Origin of the sequence: Paenibacillus sp. FSL P2-0173, assembly GCF_038008045.1 — a bacterium.
Taxonomy (GTDB): Bacteria; Bacillota; Bacilli; order Paenibacillales; family Paenibacillaceae; genus Paenibacillus; species Paenibacillus polymyxa_B.
Genome location: NZ_JBBOYK010000002.1, coordinates 618,587 through 634,383, shown reverse-complemented (window position 1 = coordinate 634,383; position 15,797 = coordinate 618,587). Strand labels below are relative to the sequence as shown.

The 15,797-nt window shown below is 45.0% G+C and carries 14 protein-coding genes and 2 pseudogenes; 10 read left to right on the top strand and 6 right to left on the bottom strand.

Annotation, left to right across the window (positions count from 1 at the left end):
- Positions 1 to 42 precede the first annotated feature (42 nt).
- Together MKX30_RS13155 and MKX30_RS13150 are read left to right on the top strand one after the other, a co-directional pair.
- Positions 43 to 2,025: an AraC family transcriptional regulator gene (locus tag MKX30_RS13155; RefSeq protein ID WP_341062894.1), complete on the top strand. Its 1,983-nt coding sequence runs from the start codon at positions 43 to 45 to the stop codon at positions 2,023 to 2,025.
- Positions 2,026 to 2,371: 346 nt separating this feature from the next.
- On the top strand, positions 2,372 to 4,066 hold the full coding sequence (locus MKX30_RS13150; protein ID WP_053325106.1) for a methyl-accepting chemotaxis protein: 1,695 nt from the start codon (positions 2,372 to 2,374) through the stop codon (positions 4,064 to 4,066).
- 92 nt (positions 4,067 to 4,158) lie between these two features.
- Here MKX30_RS13150 and MKX30_RS13145 read toward each other — a convergent pair whose 3' ends face one another.
- The 3 genes from MKX30_RS13145 to MKX30_RS13135 form a co-directional block, all read right to left on the bottom strand.
- Entirely contained in the window at positions 4,159 to 4,569 is a 411-nt protein-coding gene (locus tag MKX30_RS13145) for a DUF4183 domain-containing protein (protein WP_023987937.1), read from the bottom strand.
- A gap of 90 nt (positions 4,570 to 4,659) precedes the next feature.
- Entirely contained in the window at positions 4,660 to 5,472 is an 813-nt protein-coding gene (locus MKX30_RS13140) for a DNA alkylation repair protein (protein WP_341062893.1), read from the bottom strand.
- A gap of 76 nt (positions 5,473 to 5,548) precedes the next feature.
- Entirely contained in the window at positions 5,549 to 6,223 is a 675-nt protein-coding gene (locus MKX30_RS13135; protein WP_341062892.1) for a Crp/Fnr family transcriptional regulator, read from the bottom strand.
- Between the two features lie 205 nt (positions 6,224 to 6,428).
- Between MKX30_RS13135 and MKX30_RS13130 the strand changes: the two genes are divergently transcribed.
- Positions 6,429 to 7,511 (top strand): ankyrin repeat domain-containing protein, encoded by a 1,083-nt coding sequence (locus tag MKX30_RS13130; protein WP_341062891.1) that lies wholly within the window; start codon positions 6,429 to 6,431, stop codon positions 7,509 to 7,511.
- An 89-nt stretch (positions 7,512 to 7,600) separates the two neighbouring features.
- On the opposite strand, the pseudogene MKX30_RS13125 reads toward MKX30_RS13130, so the two are convergent.
- Positions 7,601 to 7,840, bottom strand: a pseudogene (locus MKX30_RS13125) (LysR substrate-binding domain-containing protein); the annotation flags it as partial.
- 9 nt (positions 7,841 to 7,849) lie between these two features.
- Between MKX30_RS13125 and MKX30_RS13120 the strand changes: the two are divergent.
- The 4 genes and pseudogenes from MKX30_RS13120 to MKX30_RS13105 all read left to right on the top strand — a co-directional run.
- Positions 7,850 to 8,065, top strand: a pseudogene (locus MKX30_RS13120) (methyltransferase); the annotation flags it as partial.
- A 350-nt stretch (positions 8,066 to 8,415) separates the two neighbouring features.
- Positions 8,416 to 9,162, top strand: coding sequence for a DeoR/GlpR family DNA-binding transcription regulator (locus MKX30_RS13115; protein ID WP_023987941.1), 747 nt, complete (start codon positions 8,416 to 8,418; stop codon positions 9,160 to 9,162).
- 2 nt (positions 9,163 to 9,164) lie between these two features.
- Complete coding sequence (pfkB, locus tag MKX30_RS13110; protein ID WP_338533435.1) at positions 9,165 to 10,076, top strand: 1-phosphofructokinase; 912 nt, start codon at positions 9,165 to 9,167, stop codon at positions 10,074 to 10,076.
- 67 nt (positions 10,077 to 10,143) lie between these two features.
- A complete protein-coding gene (locus MKX30_RS13105; RefSeq protein ID WP_341062889.1) occupies positions 10,144 to 12,072 on the top strand; it encodes a PTS fructose transporter subunit IIABC in 1,929 nt (642 codons plus the stop codon).
- Between the two features lie 163 nt (positions 12,073 to 12,235).
- Here the strand turns inward: MKX30_RS13105 and MKX30_RS13100 are convergent, their stop codons facing one another.
- Positions 12,236 to 13,111, bottom strand: a complete 876-nt coding sequence (locus MKX30_RS13100; RefSeq protein WP_023987944.1) for a LysR family transcriptional regulator — start codon at positions 13,109 to 13,111, stop codon at positions 12,236 to 12,238.
- Positions 13,112 to 13,222: 111 nt separating this feature from the next.
- Between MKX30_RS13100 and MKX30_RS13095 the strand changes: the two genes are divergently transcribed.
- Both MKX30_RS13095 and MKX30_RS13090 read left to right on the top strand, forming a co-directional pair.
- Positions 13,223 to 13,609, top strand: coding sequence for a tautomerase family protein (locus MKX30_RS13095; protein WP_023987945.1), 387 nt, complete (start codon positions 13,223 to 13,225; stop codon positions 13,607 to 13,609).
- A complete protein-coding gene (locus MKX30_RS13090; RefSeq protein WP_023987946.1) occupies positions 13,606 to 13,941 on the top strand; it encodes a carboxymuconolactone decarboxylase family protein in 336 nt (111 codons plus the stop codon). The genes MKX30_RS13095 and MKX30_RS13090 overlap by 4 nt, the downstream gene beginning before the upstream one ends.
- An 87-nt stretch (positions 13,942 to 14,028) precedes the next feature.
- Here the strand turns inward: MKX30_RS13090 and MKX30_RS13085 are convergent, their stop codons facing one another.
- Positions 14,029 to 14,649, bottom strand: coding sequence for a GntR family transcriptional regulator (locus MKX30_RS13085; RefSeq protein WP_023987947.1), 621 nt, complete (start codon positions 14,647 to 14,649; stop codon positions 14,029 to 14,031).
- 242 nt (positions 14,650 to 14,891) lie between these two features.
- Between MKX30_RS13085 and garR the strand changes: the two genes are divergently transcribed.
- Entirely contained in the window at positions 14,892 to 15,785 is an 894-nt protein-coding gene (garR, locus tag MKX30_RS13080; RefSeq protein WP_341062888.1) for a 2-hydroxy-3-oxopropionate reductase, read from the top strand.
- Positions 15,786 to 15,797: the final 12 nt, after the last annotated feature.

The window sequence follows — 15,797 nt, the reverse complement described above, 5'->3', positions numbered from 1 at the left end:
GCAGGTACGTGGATGGTTTGGATCGGGGGCTGAACAAAAGCAATGAAGTTGAATGATCACATTTTGCTGTGGAATCATGTTTTTATACAGGTGATGGATGTTCGTCATAAGAAGATCGAAGAAGTGGAGGAGCTACGAACCTATCGACTTCCTGCCAGTGCGTTCTTGTATACCGTTCGTGGAAACGCACGGGTACGGTTGGATAACAGTATTCACAGGGTAGAGCGTTTCCATGTACTGCATGGCGGAAAAGGAATGTGCCTGAGTATCCTGGCGGAAGAGGTGCTTGAATATTACATCATTTTGTACAAGGCAACGTTGGCCCTGCCTAGCCGCAAAGAGATTGCACAATTGCTGGAAAAGGAAAATCCTTTTCAGAACCAGTATGCTTTCGCACCTCATTACCCACTGCCCCTGTACGATAAAGTGAAGCTGTTGGAGCAAGAATGGCGTGAAGATTCCGGACTTGGCAAACTGCATGTCAAAGCCTTATTTCAACAATTTGTATATGAGTTGATGCAGCAGTTGTATCGGCAGGGCATTGAGCCTCTTAAGCCCGACCTGGTATCGCAGGCTGTAGCCTATATTCGTGAGCATTTTAGTCGGCCTATGGCACTTGAGTCCATTGCAGAGGAGCTAGAATGCAGTATTGGACATTTATCCAGGTTGTTCAAAAATAAAATGCATACCAGTCCGATTCATTACTTGGGCCAAGTAAGAGCAGATCGAGCGGCAGAACTGCTAATGCAGACAGACGCCACTTTGCAGGAGATCGCAGAGCGTGTGGGATATCCAGATGCCCATTCTTTAAGTCGCAGCTTCAAGAAATATAAGGGACTATCTCCCGTACGATTCAAAAAGGAACGGGAGCATCATGCTCAGAAGCAAGATCAGGATATGCCCCAAACGATGCTTAAATATGCCCTTCAGCGGACATCTTTCGCACGTTATACTGATATTGATTATCAATATCGGTATAACGCGGAAGGAGATTTGTTTATGCACGGAAGAGTCAAAATAACGGCCATGATGATTATGCTGTGTTTATCATTGATGCTGGGAGCTTGCTCGGCTCCGACGAATACAAATGGAAGCTCGCAAACGAAGGCTAATCATACAGCGACATCATCCAACAGCGATGGACAAGCGGCAGTGCAAGCACAGACAAGAACGGTTAAGACATTAAAAGGCGATGTGGAAGTACCTGCAAACCCGAAACGAGTGGCATCGGATCAGTATATGGGTCATCTTTTGAAGCTGGGGATTATTCCGGTGGGGGTCAGAAGCTTTATGCTGAATGAGGCTTGGATTGATCAATCGGGATATCCCAAAGAGAAATTGGCCGGAATCAAGGATCTCGGTGAATTTCCTATGGATTTGGAGGAACTGACCGTTCTGCAACCGGATTTAATTATCGGTTCAATCGAAAAGAACATCGACAGCTACCAAAAGGTAGGAACGACTGTGTTCCTGCCGTATTGGGAAGGCGAATCTACAGCGGGACCGCTGGATAAATTCCGCAGAATTAGCGAAATCTTTGGCAAGCAGAAAGAAGCCGAGCAGTGGATTACTGAATATGAGAAGAAAGCTGCAGAGGCCAGAACGAAAATTCAAGGTATCGTTAAAGACGGAGAGACGGTTTCAATTGTACAAGTCGCCAATAAATCGATATATGTTTTGGCAGCAAAAGGCGGCAATTACGGAAGTCCGACCATTTATCAGATGCTAAAGCTGCCACCTACCAAAAAGGCATTGAACATGAAAGAAGGATTTGAAAATATTTCGCTTGAAGTTTTACCCGAGTATATGGGAGATCACATCTTTGTATACGGTTCAGAAGATGAAGGGGCTAATCAGATTCTGCATAGTGAGCTATGGAAAGGCCTTCCGGCTGTAAAAAAAGGACAGGTTTATATGTACGGTTCATTTAGCGATAAAGGGGATGAGTTTGTGATGGAAGATCCTTATTCATTGGAGCTTCAATTGGATACCATAGTTAATCTCTTATTAGCCCACAAGAAATAAAGCTGAATACAGCTATAAAAATCGAAAATACGTTACCGATGAAACACTTGATTCATAGACAAAAAAACTGCTAAAACGAGGGTAAACCTCTGTGTTTAGCAGTTTTTTTGTCGTAATTCAACAGAGGCACTCACCTCAGTCGCTTATTGTAGTCGTCACCACGCCATTAATGACTGCCGTTCGCTGCAACATCCTCGTTTACAAAAAACAGTGACTATTCTCACAAAAAACGACATCTTCCGACACTGGAATGCCATATTATAGTAAGTGTTGATAGGCTATAATCGTAGCAGTGAAAACGGATTGTCACAAAAATTTATTAGAGTCAGGATTGGTGGTTCAAATAATGAAGCTGGCAACAAAATTAACTTGGATGATGCTCATCATATTGCTTCTCGTAGGCTCCTCCATTGGATACTTCGGATATCGTACCGCTTACCATCAAGTGGATGAAGCTGCTGGAATCGAGCTGGTGGGTTGCGCCAATATTACGACTGGCCTTATAGATCCTGCGGATATATCGGCTTTGGTCAGTGGAGATAACAGCAAACTTGCTGCCATTGAAGACCGGATCGGCTGGATTGTAGCCCATAAGCCTATTTTTAAGGAGGCTTTTATTATCTCTTTGGATGGAAAAATTTTGGCCGCCGATGCCAACTTTAAGCAAAGAGGCTATCAAGCTGGCGATTCTTTCTACTTTACAGACGAAGACAAAGAAATGATAACTACCATGAAACATTCAGCATATTCCAAGGTTTATACATATGAAGGAACCTCGCTCAAAACTGGATACGGCCCCATTTATCAGGACCATGATCCCACCAAGCCCATTGTTGCACTGATGGCCATCAATTTTGACGGCTCGTTAATTCAGGAACGGACGTTGGATATTATTGTTCAGCCCTTTATTATTGGCGGCTCCATTTTCATCGTGGCTATCCTTGTTGTTTACCTGTTGATTCGCCATATGGTAAGTCCGCTTACCAAGCTGTCAGCCTCTGTGAACACCATTACCAAGGGCGACCTTACCCATGAACCGCTTCTCTTCAAAAACAAGGATGAAATCGGGACGCTGGCCCGCGACTTCAACGATATGACAATGAACCTGCGCAACCTGATTACTCAGGTCAATGACACCTCTATGCTGGTCGCTTCTTCCTCTCAAGAGCTGTCTGCCAGCGCACAGGCAACGAACCGTGCTGGAGAGCATAGCGTGAATGTTACGATTGAGTTGGCAGATGGGGCGCATACCCAACTGCAAAACCTGGAAGGAAGCTATAAAGCTATTCAGGATATGTCCCGCTTCATCAGCGATATTGCTGGCAATGCGGACATCGCAATGAACAAGGCCGCGGATAATGTCCAGAAAGCACGCCTTGGCCGGGAATCAATGGATTCCACCACCTCCCAAATGGGAGTTGTCAGCGAAAGCATCGGCGATCTCTCAAGCATTATTCATACGCTTGGCAGCCACTCCAAGGAGATTGAGAACATTGTCGGCACCATTGCCAGCATCGCCGAGGAGACCAACTTGCTGTCTTTGAATGCAGCGATAGAAGCTGCGCGCGCCGGAGAAGAAGGTCAGGGCTTTGCCGTTGTCGCTGGCTCTGTCCGCAAATTGGCCGAACGTTCTGCCAATTCTGCCACACAAATCAGCGAACTGATCAGTCTGATTATCGCCCAAATGGACAAGGCAGGAGAAACTATGAAGCGTTCCACGAACGAAATGATGCAGGGCAAGGAGTTGATCATATCAGCCGGGCGCTCCTTCTCCGAGATTGAAGTCTCCATCTCCGACATGTCTTCCCAAAGCGAGCAAATATCAGCCACAGTTCGGGATCTGGCGCTGATCTCTGAAGAGCTCGTTGAAGCCATTCAGAATACCGTAATGGTCTCTAACCATACGGTTAAAGGGGCAGAGTCCCTGTCCGCCTCTTCGGAGCAACAGCTTGCTGCCATGCAAGAAGTGGAATCCTCCGCAGCGCTCCTCTCATCACTGGCCGAGAAGCTTCAGGTGCTTGTAGAGAACTTCAAGATTTAAATATTCGAGGTTCAAAGAGAAATAAACCGCTAAAGACGAGGATAAACCCTGTGTTTGGCGGTTTTTTATAGTAATTTTACGAAGGCATTCACTCAGTCGCTTATGGTAGTCGTTACTGTGACATTGTTGACAGAGGTTGAGGAAGCACTAGAGTTGAAATTAACAACCTCAACGACTACTGTTGCACCAACAATCAGGCCTGTATTTATAATTAGATTTGTAGCAGAAAGCGTTGTTAAGCCGCCTCGCTGCAACGTCCCATTTACAAATACATTGTAGTATCCGCTACTGGTCGGAACAACAAGACTGTTTGCCGCGACTGAAGTACCACTATCATTTGTGAAATTTTGTGCCGGGATAGTGGTCACTCCACCTAATATATTACCAAGCACGACAATAGCTGTGTAACGATTAACCACTGGAGTGACATTGATACTTGTTGTAATAGCAATGTTTCCAGATACGATACTGTCTGCTTCCAGATAGATTCGAATAATAGACATAGGAATTCCTCCATTCCTAATATTCCAGATAAATATTATAGTTTATGTGAATATTCTAGATATGGATTGGATGGGGGAGGAGTCTTCCAATTATTTCTCTTTGTTCAAGCTTCTTTGGGCCCGGGTTACTATTCGCTTCGTTTCTTTGGTATCCGAAATCATCAGCCATGCATTACAAACTTGAAAAACCCATTCTGGGTTGGTTTTGCTGGCGTCATTCAACCAATTACCAACGGAGTCCTGGACATATTTGGCCGGATCGGACTGAACAGCCTCCAAGAGAGGAAGAGCCAGCTCGGGATGTTCTTTTAGTTCAGGGATGTGCTTGGCCCAAACGCCTTGCGGTCGGGTTAATTCAATGGCAAAACGACGTATGTTAGCATCCTCATCTCGCACCCAACTGTCTAACAGGGCAAGCCCTTCAAGCAGTTGCAAGGATATGGATTCTCTCACGGCCATCCAGGCTATTTCACGTACTCCGAAATGGGAATCGGCTGTAAAGGGGCGAATGCCAGCCAATTTTTCCTTTACACTTAAACGGGGATCAATCCCGATGATGTAGGCAGCCCAGCAGCGAATACTGTCTGAAAGATGGGAGGCCATCGCATCAAAGATGCGAATACGTTCTTCTATCGCTTGTTGCTCAAACACATGAAGCCACGCTCGCGCGATTGCAGGTATCATTTTCATGATCTTCTTTTCCTTCAGCTGATTCAATTCGGTCATGAAGACATCGGATGATCGCTGCAAGCCAAATTCATCAAGAGTATTTTGCAATAGTACAACATGATCGACAGCCAGCCATTCGGTGAGATTCACCGTCTCAAGCCGCCCCTGCTGTAGCAGCTGAAGCACATCATTAGGAATATCTGACCCTTTGCGGGCCCCTTTTCGGTGTAACATTTCATTCACTCCATATCGTAAATTGTCTGATAGGTATACGATACTTTTTTGGGTAGGAGTATAGATGTAATGTAGTTTACAACTTCATTAGCTTTTCGCGATGGATGTAAATCGCCTTAAAGCCGGTTTTAATGACCTTTTCTTTGACAAGCTCCTGAAGAGCAGTTGTTACAGCCTCACGGGTAGCCCCGACCAGATTCGCAATTTCCTGATGGGAGAGAGGAAAATTGATTTTGCAATACTCTTCACGGCTTTGGAGGGCGAACTGATCGGACAATTTCAGAAGAACATACAAAATTTTATCCTGTAAATTTCCCAAAGCTAAATGCTGGGCCAGACTGCTCATTCCTGAGATTCGGTCACTTAACACCTTGATCATGTTCATCATGAACCGGGGATGTTCTATTAAAAAATGCTCGAATCGGTCTTTGTCCATCCGGCAGATATCGCATTCTTCTATCGTTTCTATATACATATCCCTTGTTCCTAGTGAAATCATATCCATTTCACCAAATACATTTCCTTCGCTGAGGATATCCAAAGTAAATTGCTTTCCGTCAGCGTTTAGCTTATACAGACGTACTTTTCCCTTTTTCACAAAATAAAGTCCCTCGGAAAAGGTTTCTGGGGTTTGTATAAAGGTTTTTTTCGCTATAGTCGTAATGGAGGTCATTTGGTCCATTTCAATTAAATCTTCTAATGAGAGACTATGAAGCAAATTAAATTGGGACAGGTATTGAATGCTATTCATATGTTCTCCTTTTCGTTGCACAGGGTATACAGAATCATAATACAATTATAGCTTCTCTGAGGTATTTTGACCTCTATTACTCACTTGTTTGCGCTAGAGTGAATAATGAATTTTGGGGAATCTGTCGGATTTATGTAAAGGGGAGGTTGGTATAAAATAGATATGCATGTTTGATAGTAGATACATAAAGAGCGAGGGAATAACGATGATTAAATTAAAAGATGTAGGCAATTTCGAGGTCCTTCCTGAGAGAGCGATGCATATCGTTCAAGGCAATATATCCGCTTTACGCCAAGCGCTGACCGAAGGCTGGGATATAGAACAAGGGATCGTACTCAGCAAATATACGACATTAAGTCCATTGGATATTACACTCATCACTGAGCAAATGGAAGTCTTGAAGCTACTGGTCGATGAGGGGGTTCAACTTAATGTGAAGGATAATCCCGCATTCCTGACGGCTGTTCGCTATGGTACCGAAGAGATTGTCCGTTATGTGGTCGCCCATGGCGCCAAGCTGGACGGGAAAAATCATGTCAAATCCGGTGCCTATGAGCAAGCCTACTACGGTAACAAAAGCAATATGCTGCTTATCCATGAGCTGGGCCTCGATATGAAGCAGCATGCTGGAGCAACACTCCGCAACGCAGTTAGTAAGCATGACCTGAAAACAGTAGCATTACTATTGGAACATGGCGTAGATATTAATTTCAATGCCCCTAATATGGTATATCCTTATAAAGCCACGCCTTTGACAGTGGCGGCACGCAACAATGATTTTGCGATGGTGAAGTATTTGGTTCAGCAAGGCGCTGATGTGACGCTGGCAGAAAAAGATGGAGAACGGGCATATACAATTGCACTAAGTAATAAAAACGTAGAAATGGGTGAGTATTTAAAGTCTGTAGAGCCTCCAGCATTACATAATCTGGAAAATAAACGACATGCTTTAAAAAGCTACAAGCTTCCGAAGGATCTTATAGCCTTTCTGACGGGGGATCAGCTCCGTGTGGACCTGTCAGAAAATGATCTTGATATTCAATTTGTTGAGTTCTTCTCATTCATAGATACGGTTGAGATGAAGGTGGGTCGGCAAAAGCTGTTGCGTCTGTCTCTAAAAGTAGATAATTACTCGGATATTATATTGGTGTGGAATCCGAAGCAGAAGTGCCTGGGTTATTATGACGAGGAGCATCAGGAATATGCGGATGTGTGCAGCTTTGCCGAGTTTCTTGCACAGCCGCAAGATTATCTGGAGAAGATTATTGAGGGTGAATATTTATCATAACGAGGTGAGCCATGAATGCGGTATGCACGCAGTCATGGCTCTTGTTATTTTAAAATACAGCGCTAGTGTACACAGATGCCTAATGCTCATCAGGAATGGTTACGTATGAGCTGAATGAGATTTAGGGTAGCGGTAGATAGGGGTTCGTTCTTGCGGGTACAGATGGCGATTGAATTGAGAAGCTGGATGTCTTCTACATATACCCGGCACAGCTCGCCGCGTTCTACATATTCACGCACGACCAGTGAGGACACAAAGTTGGCACCATATCCGGCAATAACCGCGGTAATCGCCTCATGCAGCCCTGTGAAGTTTAGGGTGACTTGGGGGGGGCGGGGGCACTTCGCTTCTCGCATCCTGGCACCGTTATTATCGGTGATAATGTTATCCGTGAAGGAGAAGTAATTCAAGCTTATAGCACAGACCCTCGGGTGCAGGGAGTAAGAAAGTTTTATGATATGCTGGCTGAAGAATCAAGAATTACAGCTACAGCTATCCAAACCGTGGGGAGCAAGGGGTATGACGGTTTCGTCATTGGAATCGTTAAGGGCTGAACGCTAAGCGTCTCGATTGGCTAAACACAAAGGGGATCAGTCCTCGTGTTTAGCTTTTTTCTGAGTAGAGAAGGTGGGAACGAATTGTGCGCATAATGGTAAAATAGTACTGATGGAAGCCTTAGAACGTTTTTGAACGTTTACTGCTGAATTCCTATGTAAGAAGAATGAATTTACATAAAAGTAGATGGATTTTCTTTAAAATGTAAACGCAATCATAATGATTGGAGCAGGAATTCACCATTTTGTAAAAAAATGAATTAGAAATGAATTTTTTTGAATCTTTTTGAAGAAAAATGATTGTTTTTTGTCAAGTTTGTGGTACGATATGAACAGTTGGGGGAATGATGATGCTGACGGAAGAAAGATACAAGTTAATAATACAGCGCTTACAAGAATGTGGTGTTGTAAAGTTGCAAGAATTGGCTGATCTGTTGGGAGCTTCTGAGTCAACGATTCGGCGTGATTTGATAGATCTTGAGGGCCGTCAGTTGCTCAAGCGGATTCATGGCGGGGCAACCTTGCTGAATCAGAAAAGTCAGGAACCTGGCATGGAAGAAAAAACATTCAAAAACGTTCAAGAAAAAAATGCAGTGGCCCGTATAGCAGCCAAAGAAATTTTGGATGGCGAATGTATTTATCTGGATGCGGGAACAACAACGATGGCGATGATTCCTTACATTGAAGCTAAAGACGTGACGGTCGTGACGAATGGACTATCCCACGTAGAAGCACTGGTAAGCAAAAGAATCAGAAGCTATCTACTGGGAGGGATGATGAAAATTCATACCAAAGCCGTAATCGGGAGTATTGCCCTACAAAATTTGGACAATTTTCGATTCGACAAGTGCTTTCTAGGAACGAACGGGGTGGATATGGAAATGGGGTATACAACTCCTGATCCCGAAGAGGCGCTGATCAAGCGGCGTGCCCACCAGCTGTCTGGCAAAACGTATGTGTTAGCCGATTCCAGCAAAATTGGAGAAGTAACCTTCGCCAAACTGTTCGAGCTCAAGGAAGCTATACTTATTACCGAATCGATGCCAGAACGGTCACGCCGATCCATCGCTCAGAAAACTAAGATAATCGAGGGATAACAATGATATATACAGTAACGCTGAACCCTTCCATTGATTATATCGTGGAAGTTGATGATTTGAAGCTTGGTGATTTGAACCGGATGAAACGTGATTTAAAACTGCCAGGTGGTAAGGGAATTAATGTATCACGTGTACTGAACCAGTTGGGAGCAGATAGCACGGCGATTGGTTTTCTCGGAGGATTCACAGGCAGGTTTATCGACGATACATTGCGGGAAGAATCCATTAAAACTGATTTTGTAATTATCGAAGATGACACACGGATTAACATTAAGCTCAAGCATGGCGATGAAACGGAAATTAACGGTTTGGGACCTGCGATTCGTGAGCAAGAGGCCGATGCGTTGGTGCAAAAGCTGGCGGGACTCCAGAAAAATGACATTGTCGTCTTGTCGGGAAGTATCCCGCCGTCACTTGGAGGAGACTTCTATGATCGGCTGATTAGCGTATGCCAGCAAACTGGAGCTGAATTCGTCATCGACACCACAGGTGAGGCGCTGATGAAGGCACTGGTTCATAAACCGCTGCTCATCAAGCCGAATCACCATGAGCTGGCTGAGTTGTTTGGCGTAACTATTCATTCAAAGGAGGAGATCGTCACTTACGGTCGTAAGCTGCTGGAAGCAGGTGCAAAAAATGTACTGATTTCCATGGCAGGAGAAGGGGCTTTGTTCATTACGGCAGATGAAGTGTATCACGCAAATGTACCAGCAGGAACGGTGAAAAATTCTGTAGGCGCAGGTGATTCAATGATTGCTGGATTCGTGGGTACGCTGGCTCTTCATGGCGATCCGATCGAAGCATTCCGTGCAGGGGTGGCATCCGGAAGCGCAACTGCGTTCTCCGATGATCTGGCTACTAGAGAGAAGATTGAACAATTACGGCCGCAAGTCACGATTTCAAAACAGTAATCCAGCTGCATCATGAGCTTATTATGCGTGTGTCAACACGCTGATCGAACTTAGGAGAGTGTGAAAAATGAGAATAACAGACCTGATGATTAAAGAAACGATGATCATGGACCTGCAGGCGACGACAAAAGACGAGGCGATTGAGGAGCTCATCGCTAGTCTCGAAGCAAGTGGACGTATTAATGACCGGGCGTTGTTTAAAGAAATGATTTACAAACGCGAAGCAGAATCCAGCACTGGAATTGGCGGCGGCATTGCGATGCCGCATGCCAAGACCAAAGCCGTGAATGAAGCGACCGTCGTTTTCGCCAAAAGCAGTAAAGGCGTAGAATTCGAATCGTTGGACGGTGAGCCGGCGAAAGTATTCTTTATGATTGCGGCTCCGGAGGGAGCAGCAAATACGCATCTTCGCACATTGGCTGCCCTTTCCCGGCTGTTGATTGATACCGATTTTATCGGGAGCCTTATGAAAACGCAAACACCGGATGAAGTATCTATGCTGTTTGATACCAAGCAGGCGGAAGAAGAAGCTGCCAAGAAAGCAAAAGAGGCTAAGAAAGAGGATGCCAAAGCACAGCAAACGCCAGACGTTATCGTTGGCAATCCGAATTCTGACGAATTTGTGGTTGCAGTGACCGCTTGTCCTACAGGCATTGCACACACGTTTATGGCAGAAGATGCTCTCATTAAGAAAGCGAAAGAAATGGGTGTAAATATCCGTGTAGAGACGAACGGCTCGGAAGGCGCACAAAACGTACTGACAGCGGATGAAATTCGCCGTGCCAAAGGTGTAATCGTTGCAGCTGACAAGAAGGTTGAAATGGCCAGATTTGACGGTAAACCTGTATTGCAAAGACCGGTAAGCGACGGTATCCGTAAATCTGAGGAACTGATCCGCAAAGCGCTGAATGGCGATGCCCCAATTTATCGTAGTGAAGGTAAAGGCAGTGCTGAAGAGTCGAAAGCGGAGAAGAGCAGCGTGGGCAGCAAAATCTACAAGGATTTAATGAACGGTATTTCTCATATGCTGCCATTCGTTGTAGGCGGGGGGATTTTGTTAGCAATTTCCTTCTTGATTGAACAAGTGGCAGGAGAAGACAATGTATTGTTCCAACTGTTGCAGACAATTGGCGGTGGAACAGGTGCGTTCCACTTCCTGATTCCGATACTGGCCGGATTTATCGCGATGAGCATTGGAGACCGCCCGGCACTGATGCCAGGTATGGTTGGGGGTCTGATGGCTGTAAACTCTAATGCAGGTTTCCTTGGCGGTCTGGCAGCTGGTTTCATGGCTGGTTATGTGGTGATCTTCCTGCGTAAAGCTTTTGCAGGTCTGCCGAAAGCGCTGGATGGTTTAAAACCAATCTTGTTATACCCTGTATTTGGACTCCTAATTTCAGGCGCGATTATGTTCTACCTGTTCGATCCGATTTTCGGTGGTATTAATACGTGGCTTGTCAATGTTCTGAACAATTTGGGAACAGGTAATGCAGTTATTTTGGGTCTGATTCTGGGCGGAATGATGTCGATCGACATGGGTGGACCTTTTAACAAAGCAGCTTACGCATTTTCGATCGGTGTCTTTACTTCCAGTGGTAACACGAACGGAGCTATGATGGCGGCTGTTATGGCAGGTGGTATGGTACCTCCGTTGGCGATCGCATTAGCTTCGACGTTCTTCAAAAATAAGTTTACTGAGCAAGAGCGCAAGTCTGGCTTGACGAACTATGTACTTGGATTGTCCTTCATTACGGAAGGAGCCATTCCATTCGCAGCTGCTGATCCTCTGCGTGTCCTGACCTCTTGTATTGTAGGTTCAGCGATTGCTGGTGGTCTGACGCAGTTCTGGCAAATCAATCTTCCAGCTCCACATGGCGGAATTTTTGTAGCAGCTCTTGCCAATCATGCTTTGTTGTTCTTGCTTGCAGTGGCGATTGGTTCCGTGATTTCCGCGCTCATTCTGGGATTGTGGAAAAAACCGCTCGAAGCGAAATAACGGGTATCACAGGAGTGAAAAAATAAAAAGAGGGTCACATTTCCTTAGGCCTTCAAAATAGTAAAGCCGCTAAACACCAGGTTTCTGAGTGTTTGGCGGCTTTTTCTTTATGCAAAGGTGTCGGTTTTGCCTATATAGCTTATTAGTAGTTATTGCATTGGAGCTATAGCCTACAAAGCTCCTTAACCAGCTGTATAAACAGCTTTCGGGCCGAAGACATATACTGCTGGTGATGGTTGTTTTGTAATAGTCCAATAGGAATATTCGGGTCTATTAACTGGAGGGGGACGGTGACCAGCTCCTCCCGCAAAGGCATTGACGATAGAACCACTCCAACTGAAGGAATCGTTTTTACAAATGTGGGGATCGACGAGATTTGACTGACAGTATAAAAAAACGGCATCGACGGGAAGCGGGAAAGTTCTTTTTCCAGTCGTATATGGTACAAGCAGTTCTTACCTCCGACGATAAGCGGGTACTCGTACAGATATTCGAGATGAAGCTCACTTTTTACCGCAAAAGGGTGATTACGGGACACAATAAAGGCGATGTGTTCGTGATATATGGGTTCAAAGTGTAAGGAAGGAATCGAGTGAGGTTCCCCAGAGATTGCAAAATCCAGCTTACCGTCCACCAAAGCATTTGCGAGTGCATCCGTGTTTCCAACTGTAAAATGGCACGTAATATTCGGTTTATGCTCTCGAAACTGCTGTAGAACCAAGGGCAGTACGGTAGCCGCCACCGTTTCAATCACACCGATATGAAGCGTGCCAATCTCCTCCTTTTTCAGAGACTTCGCCTGGTCCATTACAAAATTCCAATGCTGAATAAGCCCGTCTATCTCCTCGGCATATAGTTTGCCTGGGGACGTTAACTCCGCATCCCAACCCCTTTTAAAAAGCTGAAATCCCAGCTCTTTCTCTAGCCTCTGGATTTGGCTCGTGACTGTAGACTGAGCGTAGTTTAATTTGGCAGCAGCTTTTGAAAACGTTCCTTCTTCGATTATGGTACGAAATGTAGTTAATTCTTTCAGATCCACGCATGCTCATCTCCATCGGTGAAATTGAATATATTTATGATTATTTTCAATTATACAGATGAAAGTAAGGGGAGTACAATTATCTTATCCCAACGGATAGGAGAGATGAGCATGCCATTTGTACGAGTTGGATACATGGAGCAGCAATACACAGAGCAAGAGCTGCCTTGGATTAGCCGCTGTATCATGAACGCTTTGATCGAACATTTTCAGGTTCCGGAAAAAGATTACTTTCAGGTTTTTCATGCTCATAAGCAAAGCGAGTTTTATTATAGTCCCGATTATTTGAATGTACCCAGAACAGATAAGCTGCTGTATATTCAAATTACAATGGGAACGGGTAGAACTACGGAACAAAAAAAGAGTTTCTACCAAAAGTTAGCGGAACTCTTATCTATTGAATGTAAGGTTAGACCGGAGGATGTATTTGTAACACTGGTAGAGACTGAATTAGAGGATTGGTCCTTTGGCAACGGACTTGCCCAGATGATTGTATGAAGCATAAATTGATCAAATCGAGTGTTCGAGAAACCATCGGTGATTTTGCTCCCGCTTTTGTAGGTTATACGGAGGATGTTCTTTTTGGAGATGTATGGAGAAGAAGTGAGCTATCTCTCAGAGAACGGAGTCTCATCACCGTCTCCGCATTGGTAGCGGGTGAGCATGTAAATCAACTCCCTTATCACCTGAAACTGGCCAAGGAGAACGGGATTTCGGAGGAAGAACTGGTTGAGGTCATTACACAGCTTGCCTTTTATGTAGGATGGCCCCGGGCAGCCTCAGCTATTCAGGTTGCCAAAGAGGTATTTTGTAAAGAGAAAGAGAGTTAAACATGAACCTAAAAAAACCGCTAAGCACAAGGGATTCCGAGTGTTTGGCGGTTTTTTGGTATGGCATACAAATGGAGAAGCGAAGGACTATCTGATCAGATGCAGGCAAAAGTCCAGATCGGCCTGCAGATGCTCCTTCATCAGCCGTTCTGCTGCATCGCCGTCATGTGCGCGGATAGCCTCACAAATATGCTGGTGCTCATCAATCAGAAAGGGACGATGATAGTAGACGACCGTATGACGGAATAAATAAATAACGGATTGCATCCGATCAAACAAATCAATCATCATCGAATTATTACTGGCCTTCATAATGATCTCATGAAACTCTTTGTTCGCTTGCATCACCTCATCCAGCGAGCCGGAACGCCCGATGTCCACACATTGCTCCAAAGCCAGTAGCTCTGTCTCGGACAAGTAGGCAGCCGCGCTGCGCGCCGCATGTCCTTCAAGCAGCATCCGTAGCTCAAAGGTATTGCGCAGGTCGGTTTCAGATAGCTTGACTACACGTTTATTGACGATAAGCCCTTCCTGCTCCAATTTGCGGATGGATTCACGGATAGGCGTGCGGCTTACACCGAGCTGCGTGGCAAGCTTTTCCTCGACCAACTTGGTTCCTTGAGGGATGGTTCCGTTCAGGATCATATCACGCAGTGTTTCATAAGATTGCTGGTGCGCCGTTCGAGAGTTATTGCTGCTGTACTGCATGTCATTCACCTCTACGTCTACTTTAGCGAAAAGATGGAGGTTAAACAATGTCTTTCCTATGTATTTGATAAAAATTGATGCAAATTTTAAATTTTTGTATACAAAAATTAATTTATTGTGTACAATCGCAAATGTAAATACAAATTAATAGCGCTTACATGTGATAAAAAGCGTTTACAAATGGATTTATCTAAAATCCTGAATAGGAAATCGAATTCGAAAAGCTATGGAGGGACTTTAACATGACAAAGAAAATTGGATTTATTGGATTAGGTATTATGGGTCGTCCGATGTCGTTAAATCTTTTGAAAGCGGATTATGAGCTGACCGTATTTGATATTAATCAGGAAACCGTCGCTACTTTGGTTGCGTCAGGCGCACATGCAGCGGCATCCCCGAAGGAAGTTGCGGAGCGCAGTGAAATCATTTTTACGATGCTGCCGAATTCCAATCATGTGAAAGAAGTCATTTTGGGTGAGAACGGGATTTTAAAAGGGGCTAGTATTGGAAGCGTTATCGTTGATATGAGCTCGATTTCTCCAGTCGTCTCCAAAGAGCTGTCGGTGAAAGCCGTTGAGGCTGGTCTGCACATGCTGGATGCCCCTGTCAGTGGTGGCGAACCGAAAGCAATTGATGGGACATTGGCGATTATGGTTGGTGGCAAAGAATCAGTGTTTGAGCATGTCTTGGATGTTCTGCATGTGCTGGGTCAGGATATCACCTTGGTTGGTGATAACGGCTGCGGCACAACGGCAAAGCTGGCTAACCAGATCATGGTGAACCTGAATATCGCGGCCATGTCCGAAGCGCTTGTATTTGCAGCCAAGGCGGGAATTAATATTGAAAAAATGGTGCAAGCGATTCGCGGTGGATTGGCAGGCAGTGCGGTACTGGATGCTAAAGTTCCTCTGATCTTGCAACGGAATTTTGTAGCTGGGGGTCGGATTGATATTAACCTCAAGGACATCACGAACGTTATGGAAACCGCGCATGACATCGGTGTACCGTTGCCACTTAGTAGCCAACTGCTGGAAATATTCCACGCACTCAAAGTGGATGGTAAAGCGGCGGATGATCACGGCGGAATCGTGCAATATTTTGAAAAACTCGCAGGCGTACAGGTAAAAGCAGAGTAGTAGAGCATGCTA

Excerpts from the sequence above, each read along its gene's own strand:
- MKX30_RS13090 (WP_023987946.1), top strand. The coding sequence starts at position 13,606 with ATGAAGCATAAATTGATCAAATCGAGTGTTCGAGAAACCATCGGTGAT.
- MKX30_RS13105 (WP_341062889.1), top strand. The coding sequence starts at position 10,144 with ATGAGAATAACAGACCTGATGATTAAAGAAACGATGATCATGGACCTG.
- MKX30_RS13095 (WP_023987945.1), top strand. The coding sequence starts at position 13,223 with ATGCCATTTGTACGAGTTGGATACATGGAGCAGCAATACACAGAGCAA.
- MKX30_RS13145 (WP_023987937.1), bottom strand. The coding sequence starts at position 4,569 with ATGTCTATTATTCGAATCTATCTGGAAGCAGACAGTATCGTATCTGGA.
- MKX30_RS13155 (WP_341062894.1), top strand. The coding sequence starts at position 43 with ATGAAGTTGAATGATCACATTTTGCTGTGGAATCATGTTTTTATACAG.
- garR (WP_341062888.1), top strand. The coding sequence starts at position 14,892 with ATGACAAAGAAAATTGGATTTATTGGATTAGGTATTATGGGTCGTCCG.
- MKX30_RS13130 (WP_341062891.1), top strand. The coding sequence starts at position 6,429 with ATGATTAAATTAAAAGATGTAGGCAATTTCGAGGTCCTTCCTGAGAGA.
- MKX30_RS13150 (WP_053325106.1), top strand. The coding sequence starts at position 2,372 with ATGAAGCTGGCAACAAAATTAACTTGGATGATGCTCATCATATTGCTT.
- MKX30_RS13135 (WP_341062892.1), bottom strand. The coding sequence starts at position 6,223 with ATGAATAGCATTCAATACCTGTCCCAATTTAATTTGCTTCATAGTCTC.
- pfkB (WP_338533435.1), top strand. The coding sequence starts at position 9,165 with ATGATATATACAGTAACGCTGAACCCTTCCATTGATTATATCGTGGAA.
- MKX30_RS13140 (WP_341062893.1), bottom strand. The coding sequence starts at position 5,472 with ATGTTACACCGAAAAGGGGCCCGCAAAGGGTCAGATATTCCTAATGAT.
- MKX30_RS13085 (WP_023987947.1), bottom strand. The coding sequence starts at position 14,649 with ATGCAGTACAGCAGCAATAACTCTCGAACGGCGCACCAGCAATCTTAT.
- MKX30_RS13115 (WP_023987941.1), top strand. The coding sequence starts at position 8,416 with ATGCTGACGGAAGAAAGATACAAGTTAATAATACAGCGCTTACAAGAA.